Here is an 18,037-nt window from a genome sequence, read left to right as displayed (position 1 = left end):
CCCATGACGCCCGCCATGTCGTTCGACTTCATCGGGGAAGGGTGGGCAGGCACTCCGGGGACGGAGATCGTCCTTGAGATCGCTCATCTGACAGCGCACCCGGACACTCCGGCCGCAGAGCGGGTACGGCAGATCGCCACAGGCCAGGACTGGCCCGCCACCGGCTTCACGCTGACGCAGGAGGCGTACGGAGCATCGTTCCGCGAAGGCGACCTTTTCGAGGTCCGAGCGAAGCTGTCCGTCCTCGACGGTGGCGAGTCCCAGTGGAGTGCCGCCTACCGGACGCCCCCGGTGCCGTACATACCGCCAGCCGTACCGGAGATCGGCTCGATCACCTGGTCCACCGGCTGACTCCCCCTCCCCCCTCCCCCCAGCCCCCTTGAGGGGCTCTTCTTGTGCCCTTCGTTAGGAAAAACGTTTTTGTCGGTCGGTAATCCACACAAGATCCGCTTCGCCCCCAAGGGGCAGCTTTTCGTTGCTCCTGCATCGGTGTCGAGCGTCGCGCCGGGCACCATAGCCGCACTCCCCGTCGGCCTTGACCAGCTTGGCGCCCCGTACCAGGCCCTTGGCTATGTCGATGAGTCCGGCGTCACCATCACCCCGTCAATCGAGACGGAACCCGTGAATGTGTGGCAGTCCGCCGTCCCCGTGCTGTACACCGTCAAGTCGGCCGCCTTCCAGATCAAGGCCACTTTGATGGAGACCTCGCGTGTCACTACGGAGTTGTTCTTCGGCGCTCCGTGGGTGGAATCCCGGGAAACCCCCGGCCTCTACCGTCTGGACCTGAAGTCGAGCCCGAACATCACGGAGATCACCCTTGTCGTGGACTGGGGCCAGGGCGACGTGCGCTACCGCTGCGTCATCGGCCGCGCGATGATCTCCGACCGCGGCGCCATCCAGCTCCAGCGCGTCGAGAACGGGCGCTACGAGCTGACCATCAACGCCCTGGATTACGCCGGCGGCCTGGGCTACGTCCTCACCAACGACGACCTGGACGACTCCGGCTCCGTCATCACGGAGCCCGCAGCGGCACATCTGTCGGGGAACACTGCCGAGCAGGGTGGTTCCGTCACACTCACCGGTGATCACTTCCCGGTGAACACGGCAGCGGTCATCGCCATCACTGGACCTTCCGAGGGCAAGGTGACTGCGGCCCTCGCCACAACCGACGCCTTCGGCAACGTCACCTCCGTGATCACCGTGGCCGCAGACGCCATCGAGGGGGCCTACGTCATCAAGGTCACGGTGGGCGGCGTCGAGGCGCAGGCCGGATCGCTGACCGTCACCACCAAATCGCCAATCTAGAAGTGGACTGACAGTGCCAATCACTCCGTGATGCCGACCTGGGGCCAACTGGTGATCTACGAACCAGACACTCCAGTAGACCATGAGTTGGCCGGTAGTAGTCCTCGACGTTGACCCGTAACCCCTGGCAAGATTGATTAATCCATCTTCCGACTTGGACGTTGTATAGATCTCATATCGGAGATCAACATCAACCCGGGGGATTCATCGTGAACTCACGCAGGAACGTCATCATGAGCAGCATGGGCTCAGCAGTGCTCTTGAGCACTCTGGTCCTGGCTCCGGCCGCCCAAGCCAACGAAAGTGCCCCGGCAGCCTGCTTTGACAGCGCGAGGAGCTACTCGAAACCGATCAATACCGTGGATCTTCCTGCGGGTCGGGAATTCTTCACCACATCTGCCTGTAGCGACATCTACATCAGGCCGAACACAAACCGTCACATCACCGTGTGCTGGACTGACGGCACTGGGGGCACGAGTTGCCCCTACGGCTGGGTGGCTACAACCGGTGGTGCGTGGAATCCGATCGTCCTGGATGTTCCTGACGGGTGGTCCTTCATCTTCAGGTTCCGCTCGGGTGCGGTGTCCAACGGTAGTTGGGCTGCATAGCAGCGAAAGCAGTTCCGTGCGCCCTGGCCGGGGAGGGCACACTTCCCCGGCTCCTCAAACTCCCCATTGCTTCCAGGCCCCTTTGCAGGGGCCTTTTTCTGTTTGGAGATCTCATCACCACGTCGAAGCCTGCGCGACAGACTGACGCCTCGAAGAAGGCTGAGGCCACCCACCAGCCGACCACCTTCGAGCACGGCGGCGTCGAATACACGGTGCCGGCCCCGCTCGACATGCCGGTTGGTCTCCTCGACACCGAGGACGAGATCGAGGTGATCAAGCTGATCCTCGGAGAGCAGTGGGCCGTATACAAGGCCACGGGCGCCACCATCCGGGACTTCCAGAGGCTCGCGGAGAAGGTGGCCGTGGCCGCCGGGTTTGGTGACCCGGGAAACTGATGGCGGCCGTCCAGGCCGTGCAGCAGTTCTCCGATGAGCTTGAGGCGGACTGCCTGGAGCACTTCGGAGTGGACCTGCTGGACCTGTGGCGTGGGCGGCTCTCCCTGCGCCGCGTCCATGTCCTCCTTCAGTCACTGCTGAAGCGGCCGGGGCGCTCCGCCTTCCTCGCGGCACTCGACGCCTCTGCGGAGTGGTCAGTCACTGATCACCTCATCGCCCGACTCTCCGATGCCGCCGAGGTCGCCAACTTCCTTTTCATCAAAGCGAATTCAGAGCGCTCAGACGGGTTGCAGCTCCCCGAGCCCATCCCGCGCCCCGGTCAGACGGCAACGTCCGCAGCCCCAGAGCCAGAGCGCGACTTCGCCGACGCCCGCGAGCTGACCGCCTTCTTGACCAGCATGAACACCCTCTAGGAGGCGGCAGTGGCAGGCCCCCGTGGCGCGATCAAGATCGGCACCGGGTACATCTCGATCGAGCCGCACCTTGACCGGCGAGCCCTCGGTCAGATGCGTTCCACCCTCACACGAGAGATGGGCGCCATCGGCCGGGAGGCCGGCCGCGCCTTCGGCGCAGGGGCCAGCCGCGGCTTCACCGGAATGTCAAAGGCGGCGCTGGCGGAGGCCAAGGCGACAAGCCGGGCGCTGACCCGGCAGGCCGCACAGGGGGTCCGGGAGCGTGGCACTGTCCATGCGGACGAGGCACACCGGTACGCCCGTGTCGAGCAGGAGCTGACCCGGACCCACGGCGCCCAGGTGGCGGTGCGCGCCCGTCAGGCCCTCGCCGCATCAGAAGCCCGCTCGAAGGGGCACTCCACCGAGGCCACGCGGGCGCTCCGCCTCCATCAGCAGACTCTCGACTCCATGGCCCGCGCCGACCGGGAGCTGGACAACGAGCAGCGCCGGCTGGCCGCGGGCAGGCGCCGTTCCCTGGAGGATTCGGCGCGGATGGATCGCGAGATCCACCGGACGCAGGTCCGCATGGAGCGGGACCGGCAGACGCAGATCGCCGAGGCGGCTCGCCAGCAGCGTCAGGCCCAGGCCGATGCTCAGCGGATGGGGCGGCTTCACCACCAGGCCGAGCGCCAGATGCTCACCGACATGGTGCAGGCCCGGAAGGCCGCTTTGCGGCACGAACTGGCGGATGTCCAGCTCCGAGGGAAGGCGATCCGCGATTCCATCGCGGCCTACCGGCGGGATCTTCAGCAGCTCAACGCCAGTACCACGCGGCCGTTCGCGGACATCCAGGCGTCGTTGCAGCGTCAGGGCCAGACGATCCACGCCCTGGGCACGACATCAGTGGAAGCTGGCCGACTGATCACGCAGAACCTCGTGGGCCCACTGTCGGTCGTCTCGGGTCTGCTGACGCAGATCGGCGTCACGAACGCCGACATGCGCATCATGGGCCAGATGGGCATGAAGGCCGCTGGGGTATCCCAGCACGCCTCCGCCCGGGAGATGGAACGGCTCCAGCTCTACGCCGTGGACACGCCGTTCTCCTCCGACCTCATGCACGAGTACCAGATGAAGATGGTGCGCGGCATGGTGGCCCGCGAGATGGGCTACGACAGTAAGGACCCCGAGGTCCGGCAGCGCGCAGCGGATCGGGCGGCAACGCGTACGTCCGATGTCATCGAAGCCGTCCTCGACTCGATGGCGCGGGCCGGCAACCTGTCGGTTTCCCAACAGCAGCGGTCGCTCTACGCAATCGACAAGATCATGGACCTCGACCGGGCTCCAACGCGCAACTTCAAGCAGTTCATTGACGCGACCGGCATTCCGGCTCAGGAGATGGCCCAACTCCTGAATTTCAAGAACGCCGACCAGATGTACAAGGTGATGGGTACCCCCGCCACCAAGGGCGGCGGCATCACCGGTCAGCAGGTCCTTGACGCTCTGTTGGAGAACTGGAACGGCTCAGAGGGCCGACCGGGGTCGAAGGGCTACGGTCGCGAGGTCGGCACCGCCACGATCACCGGCCGTCTCCAGCAGATGAAGGAACGCGCCGTCTACGAGGCGGGGCAGCTCTTCGCCACGACTGATCCGGCGACCGGCGAGGTCCGGTACACGGGCCTCGGCGAGAAGATCATGGGGACGCGCAACACCGACGGCGTGTACGAAGGCGGCCTCCTCAACGATGCCCAGGACATCGCAGCGGCCGGGTTGCCGTTCACGCAGGAGACCCTGGAAGGCTTCTTCGAAGTTCTCGCCACCTTCACAGGCTGGCTCAAGGAGACGGTCGGATTCCTTGATGAGCATCCGGGGCTCCGTGACTTCCTGATCCGCACGGCGCAGATCGCTGCCGTCGCCATCCCGTTCCTGATCGGCTTCGGACTGCTGGCCAAGCTCTTCGGCAAGTTGGGGCGGATCATGGCCCCGTCCCTCGGGCTCGCCCGCGGGTTCGTCGCCGGCATGGCGGGGATCGGCAAGGTCGGCCGCCAGCTCGGCGCGGGCGTCCGCGGAGCCGGTACCGAGCGCGGCTTCTGGGGGTCGTGGAAGGACAAGCGCACCGAGCTGCGCGGCGGCGACGACCGCTCCATGCCCCGGCGGGGGTTCGACCGCCTGCGGGGCCGCGACGTTCGCGCCGACCAGATCACCCGCGAGATCGATGATCTCCGGCGGCAGCTCGAAGCGGCCGACCGCCGGTCCGACGAGCTGCGGGAGTCCCTGCGGGAGGTCGATCGGACCTCGGTCCGCCAGATCTCGGCGGCACTCGGCGGGAGCGGCCAGTCCGTCTCCTCTGCTGCTGACCACGCCAGGGCGTCTGTACGCCAGATCATCACCCAGGGCACGGATCCGCTCGACTCGGCGTCGCTCGCCCGCCTGCACGCGCAGTTCCGCGATACGGAGCAGCGGGCCGGCGGGCTGGAGGAGGCCACGGAGGCTGCCGGCCGGGAAGTCGGGCGGCTCGACGGCCGGAAGCTGGTCGCGCTGCGGGTCCAGGTGGACACCACCGAGGGCACCGTCCAGGACCTCAAGAACTCCCTCAGCACCGCGGGCAGTGCGGTGTCCGCTCTGAACCGGAAGAAGACGGACCAGCTCCAGGGTGAGGTCACCAGCGTCAGAGGAGCTGTGGACCAGGCCCGGGACGCGGTGGACACCGCCTCACGCCGGGTCACCGCGCTCGACAGCCGGGCCCTGACAAGGGTCCGTGCCCAGTTCCGTAGCGGCCGGGCGAGCCTGTACGGGGCGGCCGAGGATGTCTACAAGATCATTGGTACGGCAGCCTCGCCGGGCTCGATTTCGAACCGCATCACCCATCTCGACGGCAGGTCGCTGAAGTCGATCACCGGCAAGATGGACGCGTTCGGGAAGTCGCTGAAGGACGCACGGGCCGAGGCCGACAAGCTCAACAGCAGGCTGGACGACATATCCCGGCAGACCGGCCCCGGTTCCGGGGGCGGCAAGGGGGGCTCTTCCAAGCCGAAGAAGCACGCCCGCGGTGGTCTCATGGGGCCCGGTGTCCTCCCGGGGTACAAGCCCTGGGTGGACGAGATCCCGGCCATCCTATCGCCGGGTGAGTCGGTGCTTCGGCCGGAGGTCACCGCCGCTCTCGGTGCCGACACGATCAACTCGTGGAACGGCATGGCCATCAAGGGCCAGCTCAACAGGAAGCGCTTCGCCCGGGGCGGCATCGTGGAGCGTTTGGGCCTCAACGAGGTCACCGACCTCCTGGCGCTCCAGGACATCAGCCCGCAGGGCCGCCTGGCCGTGCAAACCATGCGGTACGACGCCACGGCCGACCCCATCGGCGGCGGCGCGAAGGCGGGGATGCTCAACGTCGGCGACCGCGCTGGCCAGTTCGCCGGCACCGGCATCGCCGAGAAGTTCGCGGGCCTGTACGACTGGGCGACCGGCGACATGTTCACCCTGCTCCGGCGGGCACCGACCGGTATCGGCCAGGCCGTTGGAATCCTCGGTGGGTCGTTGTCGCCGATTATGGCCGATCACTTCTGGGATGACGTGTGGCGAGGGGAAGGGAACATTGTTGAGCGGGGAAATCGCTACCTCAAGAATGTCTTCTCCGTTGACACCCTGACCTCTGCGACAGGCAACCTGCTCTCCGGCCTCTGGGAATCTGTCAAGGCTTTGGCCGGCGGCGCCTGGGACCTCGCAACCGACCCGATGGATTCGGTGAACGATGCGGTCGATCTCGTTTGGGACGTCACATCGGGCACGTACAACAACCTTATCGGCATGGTCGGTACCCTGCGGGATGTCAGTGCCAGCCCGCTGGACTACGCAGATCGCGTCATGGGGTCGGTTTACGCGACGGCCCGCGAGTCCCTGCCCAACACCAAGGGCTTGTTCGACTTCTCCGACAGCGACAAGCTGTCGGCACAGAAGCCGGACATGGCCCAGGCGATCGGCGGCGACATCAATCCCGGCGGGGACGCTGTGAAGCGCTGGACGCCGCTGGTGAAGCAGGTCCTCGCCATGCTCGGCCTCTCCCAGAGTTACACGGATCTCGTTCTTCACCGAATTCGCGTGGAGTCCGGCGGGAATCCGAAGGCAAAAAATCTTTGGGATATAAACGCCAAGAATGGCGTACCTTCCGAGGGGCTCATGCAAACAATTCCGACAACTTTCCATGCATATGCGGGACCTTTTCGGAGTCGGGGAATCACTGATCCTCTGGCGAGTATTTACGCCGGTCTCAATTACGCCGTGAGCCGGTACGGGTCTCGCTGGCCCCAGGCCCTTTCCGGGACGAAGGGGTACTGGACCGGGACCAAGTCGGCGACCGCCGGCCTGGCGATGGTCGGCGAGCACGGCCCGGAGCTGGTCAATTTCCGCGGCGGCGAGCGCGTCTATACCGACCGGCAGACGGAGCAGTTGGTCGCGGGCCGACGGTACGAAGTCCACATTCACGAGGCCAAGGCTGAGGACACGACGCAGTCGGTCCTGCGCGCCCTGCGGACAGCAGAGGTGATGGCCGGCCGCTTCTAGCGAGAGAAGGTCCTATTGCCCATCCCGGCTACTTTGGGTCAGGTCGAGGTTCCGGTGCAGCCGCCCCGGCCGCGGCCTCCGACTCCTGCCGAGTGGGGGTACACCTACGTCTCGCTCCGAGGAGCTGCCGGTGAGGGCCCCGAGATCCCCCTCACCGGCAGCCAGGGCCGCGACTGGCCGTCGATCATGCTCCAGCCCGGAGCGCAGGGGCTCGACATGCCCCCGGTCGAGCTGCATGCCGATGCGAGCCCCAACCTGCACGGATCGATCGTCCGCGGCTCCCGTTACGCGCAGCGCGAGGTCATGCTTCCGCTGTACCTGCACGGAATCGACCGCCGGACTCTGCGACGGCTCAAGAATGAACTAATCAACGCGCTGGACCCGGCCCGCGGCCATTGTGTTCTGAAGATCATGGAGGCCGACGCCCAACCCCGTTCCCTCCGCTGCTACTACAAGGGCGGCTTCGAGGGAGACGAAGGCGAAGACCAAGCGGGCTTCCGCTGGCAGCGGGTCGGGGTGCAGTTCACGGCGTTCGACCCATTCTTCTACGCCGACCAGATGCAGGTGGCCGAGTGGACGTTCGGTCACGGCCGCCCGTTCCTCACCACGGCCGGCGCATCCTTTCTCCCCCTGCGACTGGACAAGGGACTGGTCTCAACACCGGACCTCACCGTCCACAATCCCGGGGACTCCGACGCCTGGCCCGTGTGGGAGCTGACCGGTCCGGTCCGCGGCTTCCGGTTCTCCCAGGGGCAGGGCTCCTTCGCCATCCCACCGGCCTCGGCAACCGACGTTGTGCCGGTCGGCCGCACGCTCGTCATCGACACCCGCCCCGGGGTGAAGACGCTGCTGGACGACCAGGGAATGAATTATTGGCCGCTCCTGGCACCCGACCCTCATCTGTGGCCACTCCCCGCCGGGGACTCGACCATGTCCGTCGAGCTGGCCCCCGGTTCCGCCGCGGCCTCGCTCCGGCTCTCCTTCCACCCCCGCTACAAGACCTACTAGGAGGCGCACATGGCCTACCGCGTCTTCGTCAGGGGTGCTCCCGAGCAGGACGAGCGGCCGATCCTCGGCGAGATAGACACCTGGATCAAGCTGGACTTCACCGTCCGCCACAACGGGCCCGGAACCTGGCAGCTCCTCATCAAGAGCGGCACCCCCCAGGAACAGCTTCTCGGCCAGGGCTGCGGCATCGTCATCTATCAGGACGGAGTCGCCCGCCCTGTCTTCACCGGTCAGATCGACGCCTTCGAGCGGTACTGGACGACCGACCAGCACACCGCCAAGGGCTCCGTGTACGTCGGCGGCAAGTGCGACAACGACCTGTTGTACGGACTCCTCGCATTTCCCGGCGTCTCCAGCGCTGACACGGATGAGATGAGGCTACTGCCGCTCGACCGGCAGTACACCGGCATGGGATCCCGCCCGGTCTCCGGGCCCGTGGGCCAGGTCGTCTGGACAGAAGTGGACCTCGCGGTGGGAAGCCGCGCGCTGCCGGACCGGCGGGTCAGCGGGCTGAATGCCGGTCCGAGCGTCCCAGTCGGCCCTGCTGTGAAGGACACCCTGCGGTTCGACAACATCGGCGAACAGGTCGAGGAGTGGCTGAAGGACACGCGCGTCGGCTACCGCTTCGTCTGGAGCCCGGCGACCAAGCGGGTCGAGCTGGATGTCTACGAATGCCGTGACCGGTCGGCGCATGTCCGGCTCTCCAAGGAGCTGGGCAATCTCCGCATGTTCACCTGGCAGCTCAACGCCCCCTCCGTCACCCGCGCCATCGTCGGCTGCCAAGGGGAAGGCAGGGACCGCTACTTCTGGCAGCAGATCGACGGTGCCGGCGAGCGTCAGTGGGGCGTCATACGGGAAGCGCTTGTGGACCGCAGGGACATCCCGCTGAGGACCGGCAAGGACGGCCGACCTGAGCTGGTCACCAAGACGGACTCGTCCACCGGGTTCGAGGACATCGGCCTCGGCCCCGAGGGCAAGGAGTGGACCGTCATGCTCGCCGCGACGAAGGCCGCCCTCGGCATCGCGGAGAAGGCGGTCGAGGTCGCTGAGAAGGCTCTCGCCGACGCCACGACCCAGGAAGAGAAGGCAGCGGCTGCCGCCCAACTCGCCCAGGCCCGCGCCCGTATGGCCGATGCCCGGGGAGACGTGATGAAGGCAACCCTCCTGGCCAAGCCTGTTGCTGTCGCCCACTACGTCGAGGTCGTCAAGGAAGCAGCCGCCCATGCCCTCAAGGAAGGCGAGAAGACCGGCCGCTTCCAGATCTATCCGATCGACACCGAGCATATCCAGTTCGGCAGGGACTACTTCGTCGGTGACGTGGTGACCGTTTCAGCCGACGGCCAGGAATACCAGGACATCGTCCGTGAAGTGAACATCTCCGTGGAGGACGGCGGCCGAATCTCCTCCGTCACACCCAAGATCGGAAACCAGGGCACCGGGGAACCCCTGAACCTGTACAAGACGGTCTGGGAAATGAAAGAGAAATTGCGCAAGCTGGAATCGAGGATGTGAGTTTGGCAGAGAAGAGCTATCCGTTCTCCGCGGCGAATGCGAGCGGCGGCCAGGAGGCCGTATCACAGCTCGACTGGCAAGACATGGCCAAACTCTGGGGTGGGGACCGCATCGACTTCCAGCTCGTCAACGCCTCGTACAGCGCCACGAGCCTCCCCTTCGCCACCCGTGTGGTCAACGGCCGTACCGTCGAGCTGCGCCCCGGAGCGGCGTGGGTCGGGGGGTTCTACTACCGACTCGACTCGGTCCTGACCGTGGATGTGGAGGCCAACCCGGTCGAGAACCCCCGCCGGGACACCATCGTCATCCGGGTCGATCTGGCCAAGGGCTCGGCGAACATCGTGGTCGTCAAGGGCCAGCCGTCGAAGACTCCAGTCGCACCCCGTCCGCTGCGTGTACCGGGGCAGCGGTGGGAACTGGTGCTGCACGAGGTCCTGGTCCCGGCCAAGGACGGCGCGATCACCCTCACCCACTGCGCCCCCTACGATGCGCCGGCGCCGGTCTCCACGCCGTGGAACGCCCCGCAGGCCGCGAGCTACCAGCGCACTGGGACTTTCCTTCTCGATCTCGATTCCAATAACAACGACACACAATTTGAAAGTTTCGTCGGGCGTGACGGCTACATGCTGACCCGGCACCTCGGCAAGCCGCGCCCGTACGCGCCGCGGATCGTCAACACGGGAAAGCTCCCGAGCGGGGTCCTGTACCGGGGGATGTGGCGGTGGATCGCACCGAACACCGTCTCGTACGCGATCGATATCAGCAACACTTCGAATACGGATATCAAGCAGTCTGGCTCCGGGCCCATCTCGTTCACTCTGCCGGTGAATCCGACGCCTGATATCGGGCAGGTTTTCACCGGCTACCTGATCAACCCTGCCCGCGCCGGCGGCCTGCCCAACTATGTCGCGGTGACGGGCATGTCGAGCATCGGGAACAGGACGAATGTCGTGCGGATGCTGTCGCCGAGCGAGCAGACCCTCAAGGAGGGCCTGGACTATCTCCTCGTCCTCCCCCGGAAGTCCTCGCTCGTCTTCTCCGGGACCTACGAAGCCAACATGTTCTAGCCCCTGGAGTCCCTTTGCAAGATCGAGTGCTCTTCGGCGGCACTCCTGCCGACGTCGCCGAGACCGAGACCGGTGTCCGCGTGCCCGGTGCCGTCGGCCTCGTCTGGGACAGCCCGGACGACAGCGCCAGCCAGGTCACCGACCTGGTGGACATCAACGGGACACCCATCACACAGCTTGTCGCGGACGAGCGCGGCGTCATCGGCCGGTTCTGGGGGCCAGCGGACGGCCGCGAGTTCCTGTGGTCCGACTTCGGCGTGGGCCGGATGAAGCTCGTCTCCAACTCGGTGGGCGAGCGGTTCAAGGATCACCGGGAGCAGTTCGACCCGCACGGATCGAAGGCATACACCGACGACCAGCTCACCGACTACCTCCCCAAGCGGGGCGGCCAGCTCTCCGTGGAGCAAGGCCGCACCTGGGCGGCGATCACGGTCCCCGATGCCGTGGACCGCGCGGGCGACTCGACGGGCCACGTCCTCAAGCTGGAGACGGCCGGGAAGTCCCCGGCCGGGCACCAGCACTTCACCCGGCTCAAGAACGACGGAACGCTGTACGTGGACCCGGTCGGCGGCCACACTCCGCTGTGCCTCGGCCAGTACGAAGGCGTGGCCGACACCGCCACCGCGATCAGCGTGTCCCGGGGCCGGGCCGGTGTCGAGCCCGCTGTCTTCCGGGTCCGTGCCGACGGCCGTGTGGAGGCAGCCGGGGCCATCTCCGCGCCGAACGTCGGATCCGCCCGGGTCTTCTCCGGACCCACGGCACCCGCGAACCCACAGGTGGGGGACGTGTGGGTGCAGTATGGCTGACACATACCCGAACTGGGCCGCGCTGGCTGCTGCTCAGACGGCGGGCACCGACTACCGGATCGTGGTGGTGGACGGGAGCACCGCCACCTCGCACCTCGGCGTCCATGCCGGCGGCATCGAGATCGGCACCTCCGAGATCGCGCGAGCGGTCTCCGTCCAGCTCGGCGACCCTCTGTACCTCATGGAAGGGCTGAAGCCCTCCGAGAACCGGGTTCTCCACATCACCAGCACACGGTTCGATGAGCCGCAGTGTGTCGCCTTGCAGTCGCAGATGCGCCGGACGATCTCCTACCACGGGCTCTCCGGTGACACGCCCGTCACTCACCTCGGCGGCGGGGACTCGGAGCTGTCGGCGAAGATCGGCAAGGCCCTGGAGGCGGCCGGATTCGCGGTCGAGTGGGGCACCGCGGAGGAGGTCAACGGCGACCACCCGCAGAACATCGCGAACCGCAACCGGGCCGGGCGAGGTGTCCAGTTGGAGATGACGACCGCGTTGAGGAAGTCCTTCTTCCCAGGAGACGACTGGAGCCGGCCGAACCGCGAGGACCCTGCAAAGCGCACGCCTGCGTTCTACCGTTACCGCGACGCCCTGGTCTCCGCGATCGGCAGCGATGTGCCGCTGACCGCGGTGAAGGTGTGGGACGGCGCGGCCTGGGCGACCGGACGGCGGCGCGTGTGGAATGGGACAACCTGGGCCCCCATGCCCACGGTCCAGTTCTTCGACGGCACCACCTGGAAGGACAAGCCCCCGCCCGCGACCGCCTTCCCCCGCTTCGTGGCGGCGAGTACGGCCGTGCAGGCTGCGACTACACACCTGTCGGTGCCGGTCCCGCAGGGAGCCCGTGTCACGGACTTCGTCGTCTCCGTGTGCGCGGTCGAAGGGGCCGTCCCTCAGCTTCTGGCCCCGGCCGGGTTCGTCGCGCACACCCACCGCCTGGCGGACGGGCTCAGCCTCGCCGTGGCCGTCTGGCCGTACGACGGCCGCCCCGGCGACACGGTGTGGAGGACGGAGGGCGCGGTCACCGCGACCGCCATGTCCCTGGCCTATCGCGGGGGCGACATCTCGAAGACTCCGATCGCTCCTATCACGGAGATCGCCCAGCATGCCAACGTCAACCGCGTACCGCTGACCACGCCCACCGAGCACACCTCCCTCGTGCTCGTCGTGGCCAGGTCGAGCAACCTGACCGGGTACGCCTGGCCGGACGGCGTGCTCGACCGTGCCCGTGTCCTCGGTCCGTACGGCTCCCCGGCCATCAGCCTCATCGCGTCGGACACCCCGGGGACAGGAGCCTCGCCCGGCGTCTTGGTCCTCGACACCACCGTCCCCACCGCGGCCTGCGCCTCCATCCGGATTCCCGGCAGCAGCGACGGCCGACCCACCTGGGTCCTCGGCGACACCTCCGCATCCGCACTCGGCACAACGACAGTCCTGGGGTGAGCCCGCATCGACATGAAGACCTGGGCCGACGGGGAAACGATCTCCCCGGCCGATATGAAGAAGTACGTCAGCGGCCCCCTGCGGGGGCTCCTCGCCCCGCCGGCGTGCCGCCGCACGGTCGCCAATCTCGGCAGCGAGCAGAAGCCTGCGCGGGCCTGGCATACCGTCCAGTTCGACAAGCCGGGGGCGGGGGCGGGGAAGGCACACTCGTACGACACCACGGGCGGCCTGATGTCCGCCGACCCCTTCAAGATCACCGCTCCGCTCCAGGGCCTCTACGAGGTGTCAGCTGGCGTCGTCGTCCGGGCGGTGTCCGGAAGCCTGACCTTCGCGGTGGCTTCGGTGAACCGCAACGAGACTGTCGCCGGCGACATCGCGCACCGCGGCTTCCTGCGCTTCGGCCTCGGCCGGGCCAGTGCGTCGGAGAAGGTAGGACAGGGGTCGGCCACGGTCGCCCTCGCGGAGGGCCACTGGATCTCCATGGCCGTCAACCCCGAAACGGCCGCCTACCTAGGGGCCAACAGCAACGCGCAGATACTCTCGCACCTTGAAATGCGGTGGGTGGGGGCGATGCCCTGATGGCCACTCCGCTCGTGCACATCTGGCGACAGCGGGAGGTGGTCACCGCTGAGACAATGAATCGATACATCACCGATGTTCACCGGTTCCTCTATGCGCCTCCTGCCTGCAAGGTCCAGCTCCGCCAGCGTGGCACCCACGCCCAGGCCAAGCCGTCCGACGCCGTCAACCAGGGTGCGTGGCTGTCGTTCAACACCTGGAAGTCGTTTCCCCTGCACATGCCCGGCCGGGGAATGCGGGGAGCCGAGACGTACGACAACACCGGCGGCGAGATGGCCAAGCTCAGCCCGGACGGCATCGGGTGGCACCTGATCGCGCCGGAAGACGGTCTCTACGCCGTGTCCTTCGGCGGCATCCTGGAGTCCAACGGGCAGGCGAACAACATCCACTTCCGCCTCGGCCGCAATATCCGGTCCGAAGGCGACTGGGGACTGGGCACCGGCACTGTCGCCTCCCACTGCCCCGGCCCCGTCCAGCACGACCAGTACGGGGTCAGCCGCTACTTCGGGTCCATCCAGACGACCATCCAGCTCAAGAAGAGCGACACGATCCACGTCAGCGGCGTCGCGGACAAGGACTTCGTCCTCGGCCGGTACGACATGCCGAACCGCAGCGCGCTGGAGCTGCGCTGGGTCGGGAGGCTCCCGTGATCATTCCCGCTATCGAGACCTGGGCGCCCCGGGAGCTGAGCGACGCGGCCAAGCTCAACCGACGTGTCACCGAGGTTCACCGCTTCCTTCAGAACCCTCCGGCGGCCCGCATGACCGGCCTGGCCCGCAGCAACATGGCTGGGGGTTCCTTCTCCGTGCTGCCGTTCTACCCGGTCGGCACAGAAGGTGGCGGCACCTCGTACCAGACATGGCCCGGCATGGTGCCCGTCTCCAAGGCCGACAAGACGATGGGCCGTGACACCTCCTGGCAGTTCGTCGTCCCGGTGGACGGCCGCTACCGCATCACCCTCAACGGCGCTTGGAATACGAACGCCGAGATGCCGGACAACCGGCACGCCCTGTGGGTGGGCATCGGCGTCGACCCGAGCGCCGGGACCGGTGACGCGGTCGCCGCTGCGGCCGTCGATGCCTTCTCCCCCGCCCAGTCCACCCCGCATACGCTCTGCGGCGGCCACACCACCGTCCAGCAGCTCACGGCCGGCACGAAGGTCCAGTTCGCCGCGAACTGCCTCTCCGCCTCCGTCTTCGGCTGGGCCCGGGACGACATCACCGTCCAGTACAAGTGGGGCTCGTTCGCAGAGATCAGGTGGGTCGGAACACTATGAGAGGGGGATCCCCATCGACATTTACCAGCTACTCAGCCTGCTCTTCGGTACCGGCGGCGCTGTGTCGTTCGGCGGGTTCCTGAAGCTCCGGCAGGAGCGCAAGGACGCCTTCGACACGGCCAGACGCCAGCACATCGCGGATCTGGCCCAGTGGCGCACGGAGCTGCAAGAGACCGTCCGCGACCTCCAGGCCCTGGTCGAGTATTACCGCCACATGAGCGCGGACTACGCCTGGCAGCTCCGGCAGGCCGGCATCGAGCCGGTGACCACCGCCGTAGAGCCGCCGCCCCGCTCTGAGTGAATGAACTAATCACCGAGGCCCCGCAGGGCCTTTTTCTATGCCTCAAGGAGGAACTTGACGCAGGTCTCCAAGGTCCTGTCCATCGCCAAGGGCGAGGTCGGCTACCGCGCGAAGCGCGCTCCGGGCGAGCGCCCGAGCGGCCATCAGAAGTACAGCCCCGCCGTTCCCGGGCTGGAGTGGTCGCAGTACCAGCCGTGGTGTGCCGTCTGGGTGTCGTGGGTGGCCATGAAGGCAGGAGTCGCCTCCCTGTTCCCGCGCACCGCGAGTGTGTGGTCTGCGATGAACTGGTTCAAGCAGGCCGGCCGGTGGAGCGTCTATCCGGCGGTCGGCGCGCAGGTCATCTACGGCACGAGCGGCAGCACGCACACCGGCATCGTCTACGCGTACGACGAGACGTACATCTACACCTACGAGGGCAACACCTCGACGTCGAACGACGCGAACGGCAACGGCGTCATGGCCCGCAAGCGTCGTCGGCGCGACGCCTACGTCCACGGATACGGCCTCCCGAAGTACAGCGGGGGCATCGTGACCGCCGATCCCGCGAGGAAGGGAGAGCCCGGCTTCACCTACCGGGCAACGGCAACGAGCACGGGGGACTCGAAGCCGTCGAGCGGGAAGGCGAAGCGAGTCATCGTGAAGGCTGGCCAGTCCCTCGCCACGATCGCGGCAGCAGCCGGGGTGTCGCTGGCAACCGTGATCGGGCTCAACCCGCAGATCAAGAACCCCAGCCTCGTCCGGCCCGGTGACGAGGTCGCGATTCCCGAGAAGCCCCCGTCGAAGCCGACGCCCGTCAAGCCGAGCCGGCCGCGGACGCCCCGATTCCCGGGCGTCGAGCAGTTCCGGACGGGCCAGGTCAACGAGCACGTCACCGTGCTCGGCGAGGCCCTGGTGCGAGAGGGCTACGGCCACTTCTACGCAATCGGCCCGGGGCCCCGCTGGAGTGAGTCCGACCGCCGGGCCACCCAGGCGTTCCAACGGGCCCAGGGCTGGCAGGGTCCCGCAGCCGACGGCTATCCGGGCCCGGCCACCTGGGCCCGCCTCATGAAGTGAAGTAATGAACCAAAGGAGCCCTATGGCATTCGTCCGAGCCCACTCGGTCCGTATCGCCGCCGTCCTCGCCGCCCTGGTGCCGCTTCTCGTCGCCCAGTTCCCGGGTATCGACTGGTACGGCCTCCTGGCCGTCGCCGGAGCCGTGCTCGGCCTCGGTGAAGCCGCCCAGCGCATAGAGGATCGCAAGACGCGCGAAGCACTGCACACGACCTCTCCGTACGACGAACTGGCGCTGGTTCACCAGCAGCTCAGCGAGCCGGGGGAGCCCCGCGCCTGAAAACCCTGGCACCCGACGCAAGAAAGGCCCCCGGCCGCTCCTATATGGAAGCGGCCGGGGGCCTTTTTTCGTTTCCCTGGGAATAGCGCTTGAGCTACATCAGACGCCGCTTTTCAGACCGGTCCGCAGCAAGAGACTGATGCTGGTCACAGCGCGGGACCGGGGGCCCGGCGCTCGTCGGCCCTTCCCGGAAGAGGACCTGCCCAGCACACCCCCCATGCCGCGCGTCGCGGCACATCACCTTGGCCGCCCCGGTCACGCCTCTACGCCCCGGTCCCCGGCCTGGTCGAACCGGCTGTTCTCGACCGAGACGGTCAGCCGGATCCAGTTGCCGGCGTGCACCTTCAGGGTGACCTCGTGCCCTTGATCGACCAGGCTCATCGCCACCCGCGCCGCCGCGAACTCGCTCAGCCTTTCAAAATCGTAGTCGAGGGCTGTCCGGGTTACCCCCGCATACACCTTAAGACCGAAGGGATGGACCACTCCAGCCTGCGCAGCGAAGTCCCGCGCCCATCCCTCTGCCCGGTTACTGAATTCGTCGCTCACTTCTCTGTCTCTCCTATGGGCGTGAATACCCAGTCGGCTCCATTGCGGGGTTCTCGCAGGTATCCCACGATCGCCCCCGTACGGGTATGGGACACGGGCGTGCCGAGGTCGTCTGCCTCTCCGGGAAGGGTAACGGGGACCACTGTCAGAGGGGCCGCCGCCGGTTGAAGAGCAGGCTTCGCCGACATCCACCAGACGTAGGTCTGGAGCTTGGCCGCCAGGAGCACCGCCCCTGTGTCCACGTCGTAGATCTCGTAGACCCCGTCATCGGTGTACTGCACGCCAGCGAGCATGACGGGCTCCTGCGGCTCCGTGGACCGTTTCCCTCCCTTGCCCCCGAAGTGGATCCGAAGCGCGTGGTTGGTCGCCTTCACCCCCGGGATCTCCCGCAGCTGAGTGTTCTGCCACTTCCCCGCTTCCGGTGGCTCGGCTTTCTCCACCGAACCGGCGTCGGGGAAGATGGTCACCCATGTCGAGCGCTCCGAGATGTCCGTGCCAGCGAGGCCGACGAAGAGCCGCCATCCCTTCGAGCGCCGGCCGTCCCTCTGGGCGGTCACGTCCTTGGGTTCCGCCAGCAGTGTTCCCATGCGGCTCACAGGGTGGCCTCGGGTGTCAACGCCCTCGGCCTTGACGTAGTCGCCGACGCGCAGCTCGGCGAGCTGGGTCTTCATCAGTGCTCTCTTCCTTCGGGGGATCTGGTGTAGCTCGTGCTCGGGGACGCCGTCCAGGAAGGACAGCTCCGGGGCGGCGAGCAGCCCACGGCACACGTCGCAGTCGCACGCATGCAGGCACCGTGGGCAGGTTCCGTCGTCGCACAGCGGGTCGGGACCGTGCCAGCGGTGGCGGGGATCGGGGTCGGGGCAGCCCCACGGCGCGCACGACCGATCCATACTCTTTGGGTAGACCTGGTGCTCGCG

18 protein-coding genes are annotated in these 18,037 nt (G+C 67.1%); 16 read left to right on the top strand and 2 right to left on the bottom strand.

All coding sequences use genetic code 11. From position 1 onward, the window contains the following. Positions 1 to 3: 3 nt before the first annotated feature. The 16 genes from ABT354_RS11240 to ABT354_RS11165 all read left to right on the top strand — a co-directional run bounded on the left by ABT354_RS11240 (position 4) and on the right by ABT354_RS11165 (position 16,574). Positions 4 to 351 carry a hypothetical protein gene (locus ABT354_RS11240; protein ID WP_351491922.1) on the top strand — a complete coding sequence of 116 codons (348 nt, stop codon included), beginning with the start codon at positions 4 to 6 and terminating at the stop codon, positions 349 to 351. 69 nt (positions 352 to 420) lie between these two features. Further along, complete coding sequence (locus ABT354_RS11235; RefSeq protein ID WP_351491920.1) at positions 421 to 1,305, top strand: phage tail tube protein; 885 nt, start codon at positions 421 to 423, stop codon at positions 1,303 to 1,305. Positions 1,306 to 1,900: 595 nt separating this feature from the next. Continuing rightward, complete coding sequence (locus tag ABT354_RS11230) at positions 1,901 to 2,308, top strand: hypothetical protein (RefSeq protein WP_351491918.1); 408 nt, start codon at positions 1,901 to 1,903, stop codon at positions 2,306 to 2,308. Next, positions 2,308 to 2,721: a hypothetical protein gene (locus tag ABT354_RS11225; protein ID WP_351491916.1), complete on the top strand. Its 414-nt coding sequence runs from the start codon at positions 2,308 to 2,310 to the stop codon at positions 2,719 to 2,721. The genes ABT354_RS11230 and ABT354_RS11225 overlap by 1 nt, the downstream gene beginning before the upstream one ends. Before the next feature lie 9 nt (positions 2,722 to 2,730). Then, positions 2,731 to 7,254: a transglycosylase SLT domain-containing protein gene (locus ABT354_RS11220; protein WP_351491914.1), complete on the top strand. Its 4,524-nt coding sequence runs from the start codon at positions 2,731 to 2,733 to the stop codon at positions 7,252 to 7,254. 186 nt (positions 7,255 to 7,440) lie between these two features. Continuing rightward, positions 7,441 to 8,262: a phage tail domain-containing protein gene (locus ABT354_RS11215; RefSeq protein WP_351491911.1), complete on the top strand. Its 822-nt coding sequence runs from the start codon at positions 7,441 to 7,443 to the stop codon at positions 8,260 to 8,262. 9 nt (positions 8,263 to 8,271) lie between these two features. Next, positions 8,272 to 9,774, top strand: coding sequence for a siphovirus ReqiPepy6 Gp37-like family protein (locus tag ABT354_RS11210; protein ID WP_351491908.1), 1,503 nt, complete (start codon positions 8,272 to 8,274; stop codon positions 9,772 to 9,774). A gap of 2 nt (positions 9,775 to 9,776) precedes the next feature. Further along, complete coding sequence (locus ABT354_RS11205) at positions 9,777 to 10,841, top strand: hypothetical protein (protein WP_351491906.1); 1,065 nt, start codon at positions 9,777 to 9,779, stop codon at positions 10,839 to 10,841. A 14-nt stretch (positions 10,842 to 10,855) separates the two neighbouring features. Continuing rightward, the gene (locus tag ABT354_RS11200; RefSeq protein ID WP_351491904.1) at positions 10,856 to 11,647 is read left to right on the top strand and encodes a hypothetical protein; all 792 of its coding nucleotides are present in this window, start codon (positions 10,856 to 10,858) and stop codon (positions 11,645 to 11,647) included. Then, on the top strand, positions 11,640 to 13,088 hold the full coding sequence (locus ABT354_RS11195; protein ID WP_351491902.1) for a poly-gamma-glutamate hydrolase family protein: 1,449 nt from the start codon (positions 11,640 to 11,642) through the stop codon (positions 13,086 to 13,088). Before ABT354_RS11200 ends, ABT354_RS11195 begins: the two co-directional genes overlap by 8 nt. 12 nt (positions 13,089 to 13,100) lie before the next feature. Then, the gene (locus tag ABT354_RS11190) at positions 13,101 to 13,667 is read left to right on the top strand and encodes a hypothetical protein (protein ID WP_351491899.1); all 567 of its coding nucleotides are present in this window, start codon (positions 13,101 to 13,103) and stop codon (positions 13,665 to 13,667) included. Beyond that, positions 13,667 to 14,317: a hypothetical protein gene (locus tag ABT354_RS11185; protein ID WP_351491897.1), complete on the top strand. Its 651-nt coding sequence runs from the start codon at positions 13,667 to 13,669 to the stop codon at positions 14,315 to 14,317. The genes ABT354_RS11190 and ABT354_RS11185 overlap by 1 nt, the downstream gene beginning before the upstream one ends. Next, positions 14,314 to 14,943, top strand: coding sequence for a hypothetical protein (locus ABT354_RS11180; RefSeq protein WP_351491895.1), 630 nt, complete (start codon positions 14,314 to 14,316; stop codon positions 14,941 to 14,943). The genes ABT354_RS11185 and ABT354_RS11180 overlap by 4 nt, the downstream gene beginning before the upstream one ends. A 61-nt stretch (positions 14,944 to 15,004) precedes the next feature. Further along, positions 15,005 to 15,244 carry a hypothetical protein gene (locus ABT354_RS11175; RefSeq protein WP_351491893.1) on the top strand — a complete coding sequence of 80 codons (240 nt, stop codon included), beginning with the start codon at positions 15,005 to 15,007 and terminating at the stop codon, positions 15,242 to 15,244. Between the two features lie 54 nt (positions 15,245 to 15,298). Continuing rightward, complete coding sequence (locus ABT354_RS11170; RefSeq protein ID WP_351491891.1) at positions 15,299 to 16,297, top strand: peptidoglycan-binding protein; 999 nt, start codon at positions 15,299 to 15,301, stop codon at positions 16,295 to 16,297. 22 nt (positions 16,298 to 16,319) lie between these two features. After that, positions 16,320 to 16,574, top strand: a complete 255-nt coding sequence (locus ABT354_RS11165; protein WP_351491889.1) for a hypothetical protein — start codon at positions 16,320 to 16,322, stop codon at positions 16,572 to 16,574. A gap of 255 nt (positions 16,575 to 16,829) precedes the next feature. Here the strand turns inward: ABT354_RS11165 and ABT354_RS11160 are convergent, their stop codons facing one another. Further along, the gene (locus ABT354_RS11160) at positions 16,830 to 17,120 is read right to left on the bottom strand and encodes a hypothetical protein (RefSeq protein WP_351491887.1); all 291 of its coding nucleotides are present in this window, start codon (positions 17,118 to 17,120) and stop codon (positions 16,830 to 16,832) included. Continuing rightward, a complete protein-coding gene (locus ABT354_RS11155) occupies positions 17,117 to 17,791 on the bottom strand; it encodes a hypothetical protein (protein WP_351491885.1) in 675 nt (224 codons plus the stop codon). The genes ABT354_RS11160 and ABT354_RS11155 overlap by 4 nt, the downstream gene beginning before the upstream one ends. Positions 17,792 to 18,037: the final 246 nt, after the last annotated feature.

Source organism: Streptomyces sp. NPDC000594 (assembly GCF_040299965.1).
In the GTDB taxonomy this organism is placed as follows: domain Bacteria; phylum Actinomycetota; class Actinomycetes; order Streptomycetales; family Streptomycetaceae; genus Streptomyces.
Note: the sequence above shows the minus strand (reverse complement) of the source record. Positions and strands in the feature narration are given on the sequence as shown.

Bases quoted from the DNA above. Each gene is read 5' to 3' on its own strand.
- ABT354_RS11225 (WP_351491916.1), top strand. From the start codon at position 2,308: ATGGCGGCCGTCCAGGCCGTGCAGCAGTTCTCCGATGAGCTTGAGGCG.
- ABT354_RS11165 (WP_351491889.1), top strand. From the start codon at position 16,320: ATGGCATTCGTCCGAGCCCACTCGGTCCGTATCGCCGCCGTCCTCGCC.
- ABT354_RS11190 (WP_351491899.1), top strand. From the start codon at position 13,101: ATGAAGACCTGGGCCGACGGGGAAACGATCTCCCCGGCCGATATGAAG.
- ABT354_RS11240 (WP_351491922.1), top strand. From the start codon at position 4: ATGACGCCCGCCATGTCGTTCGACTTCATCGGGGAAGGGTGGGCAGGC.
- ABT354_RS11210 (WP_351491908.1), top strand. From the start codon at position 8,272: ATGGCCTACCGCGTCTTCGTCAGGGGTGCTCCCGAGCAGGACGAGCGG.
- ABT354_RS11155 (WP_351491885.1), bottom strand. From the start codon at position 17,791: ATGAAGACCCAGCTCGCCGAGCTGCGCGTCGGCGACTACGTCAAGGCC.
- ABT354_RS11195 (WP_351491902.1), top strand. From the start codon at position 11,640: ATGGCTGACACATACCCGAACTGGGCCGCGCTGGCTGCTGCTCAGACG.
- ABT354_RS11215 (WP_351491911.1), top strand. From the start codon at position 7,441: ATGCTCCAGCCCGGAGCGCAGGGGCTCGACATGCCCCCGGTCGAGCTG.
- ABT354_RS11185 (WP_351491897.1), top strand. From the start codon at position 13,667: ATGGCCACTCCGCTCGTGCACATCTGGCGACAGCGGGAGGTGGTCACC.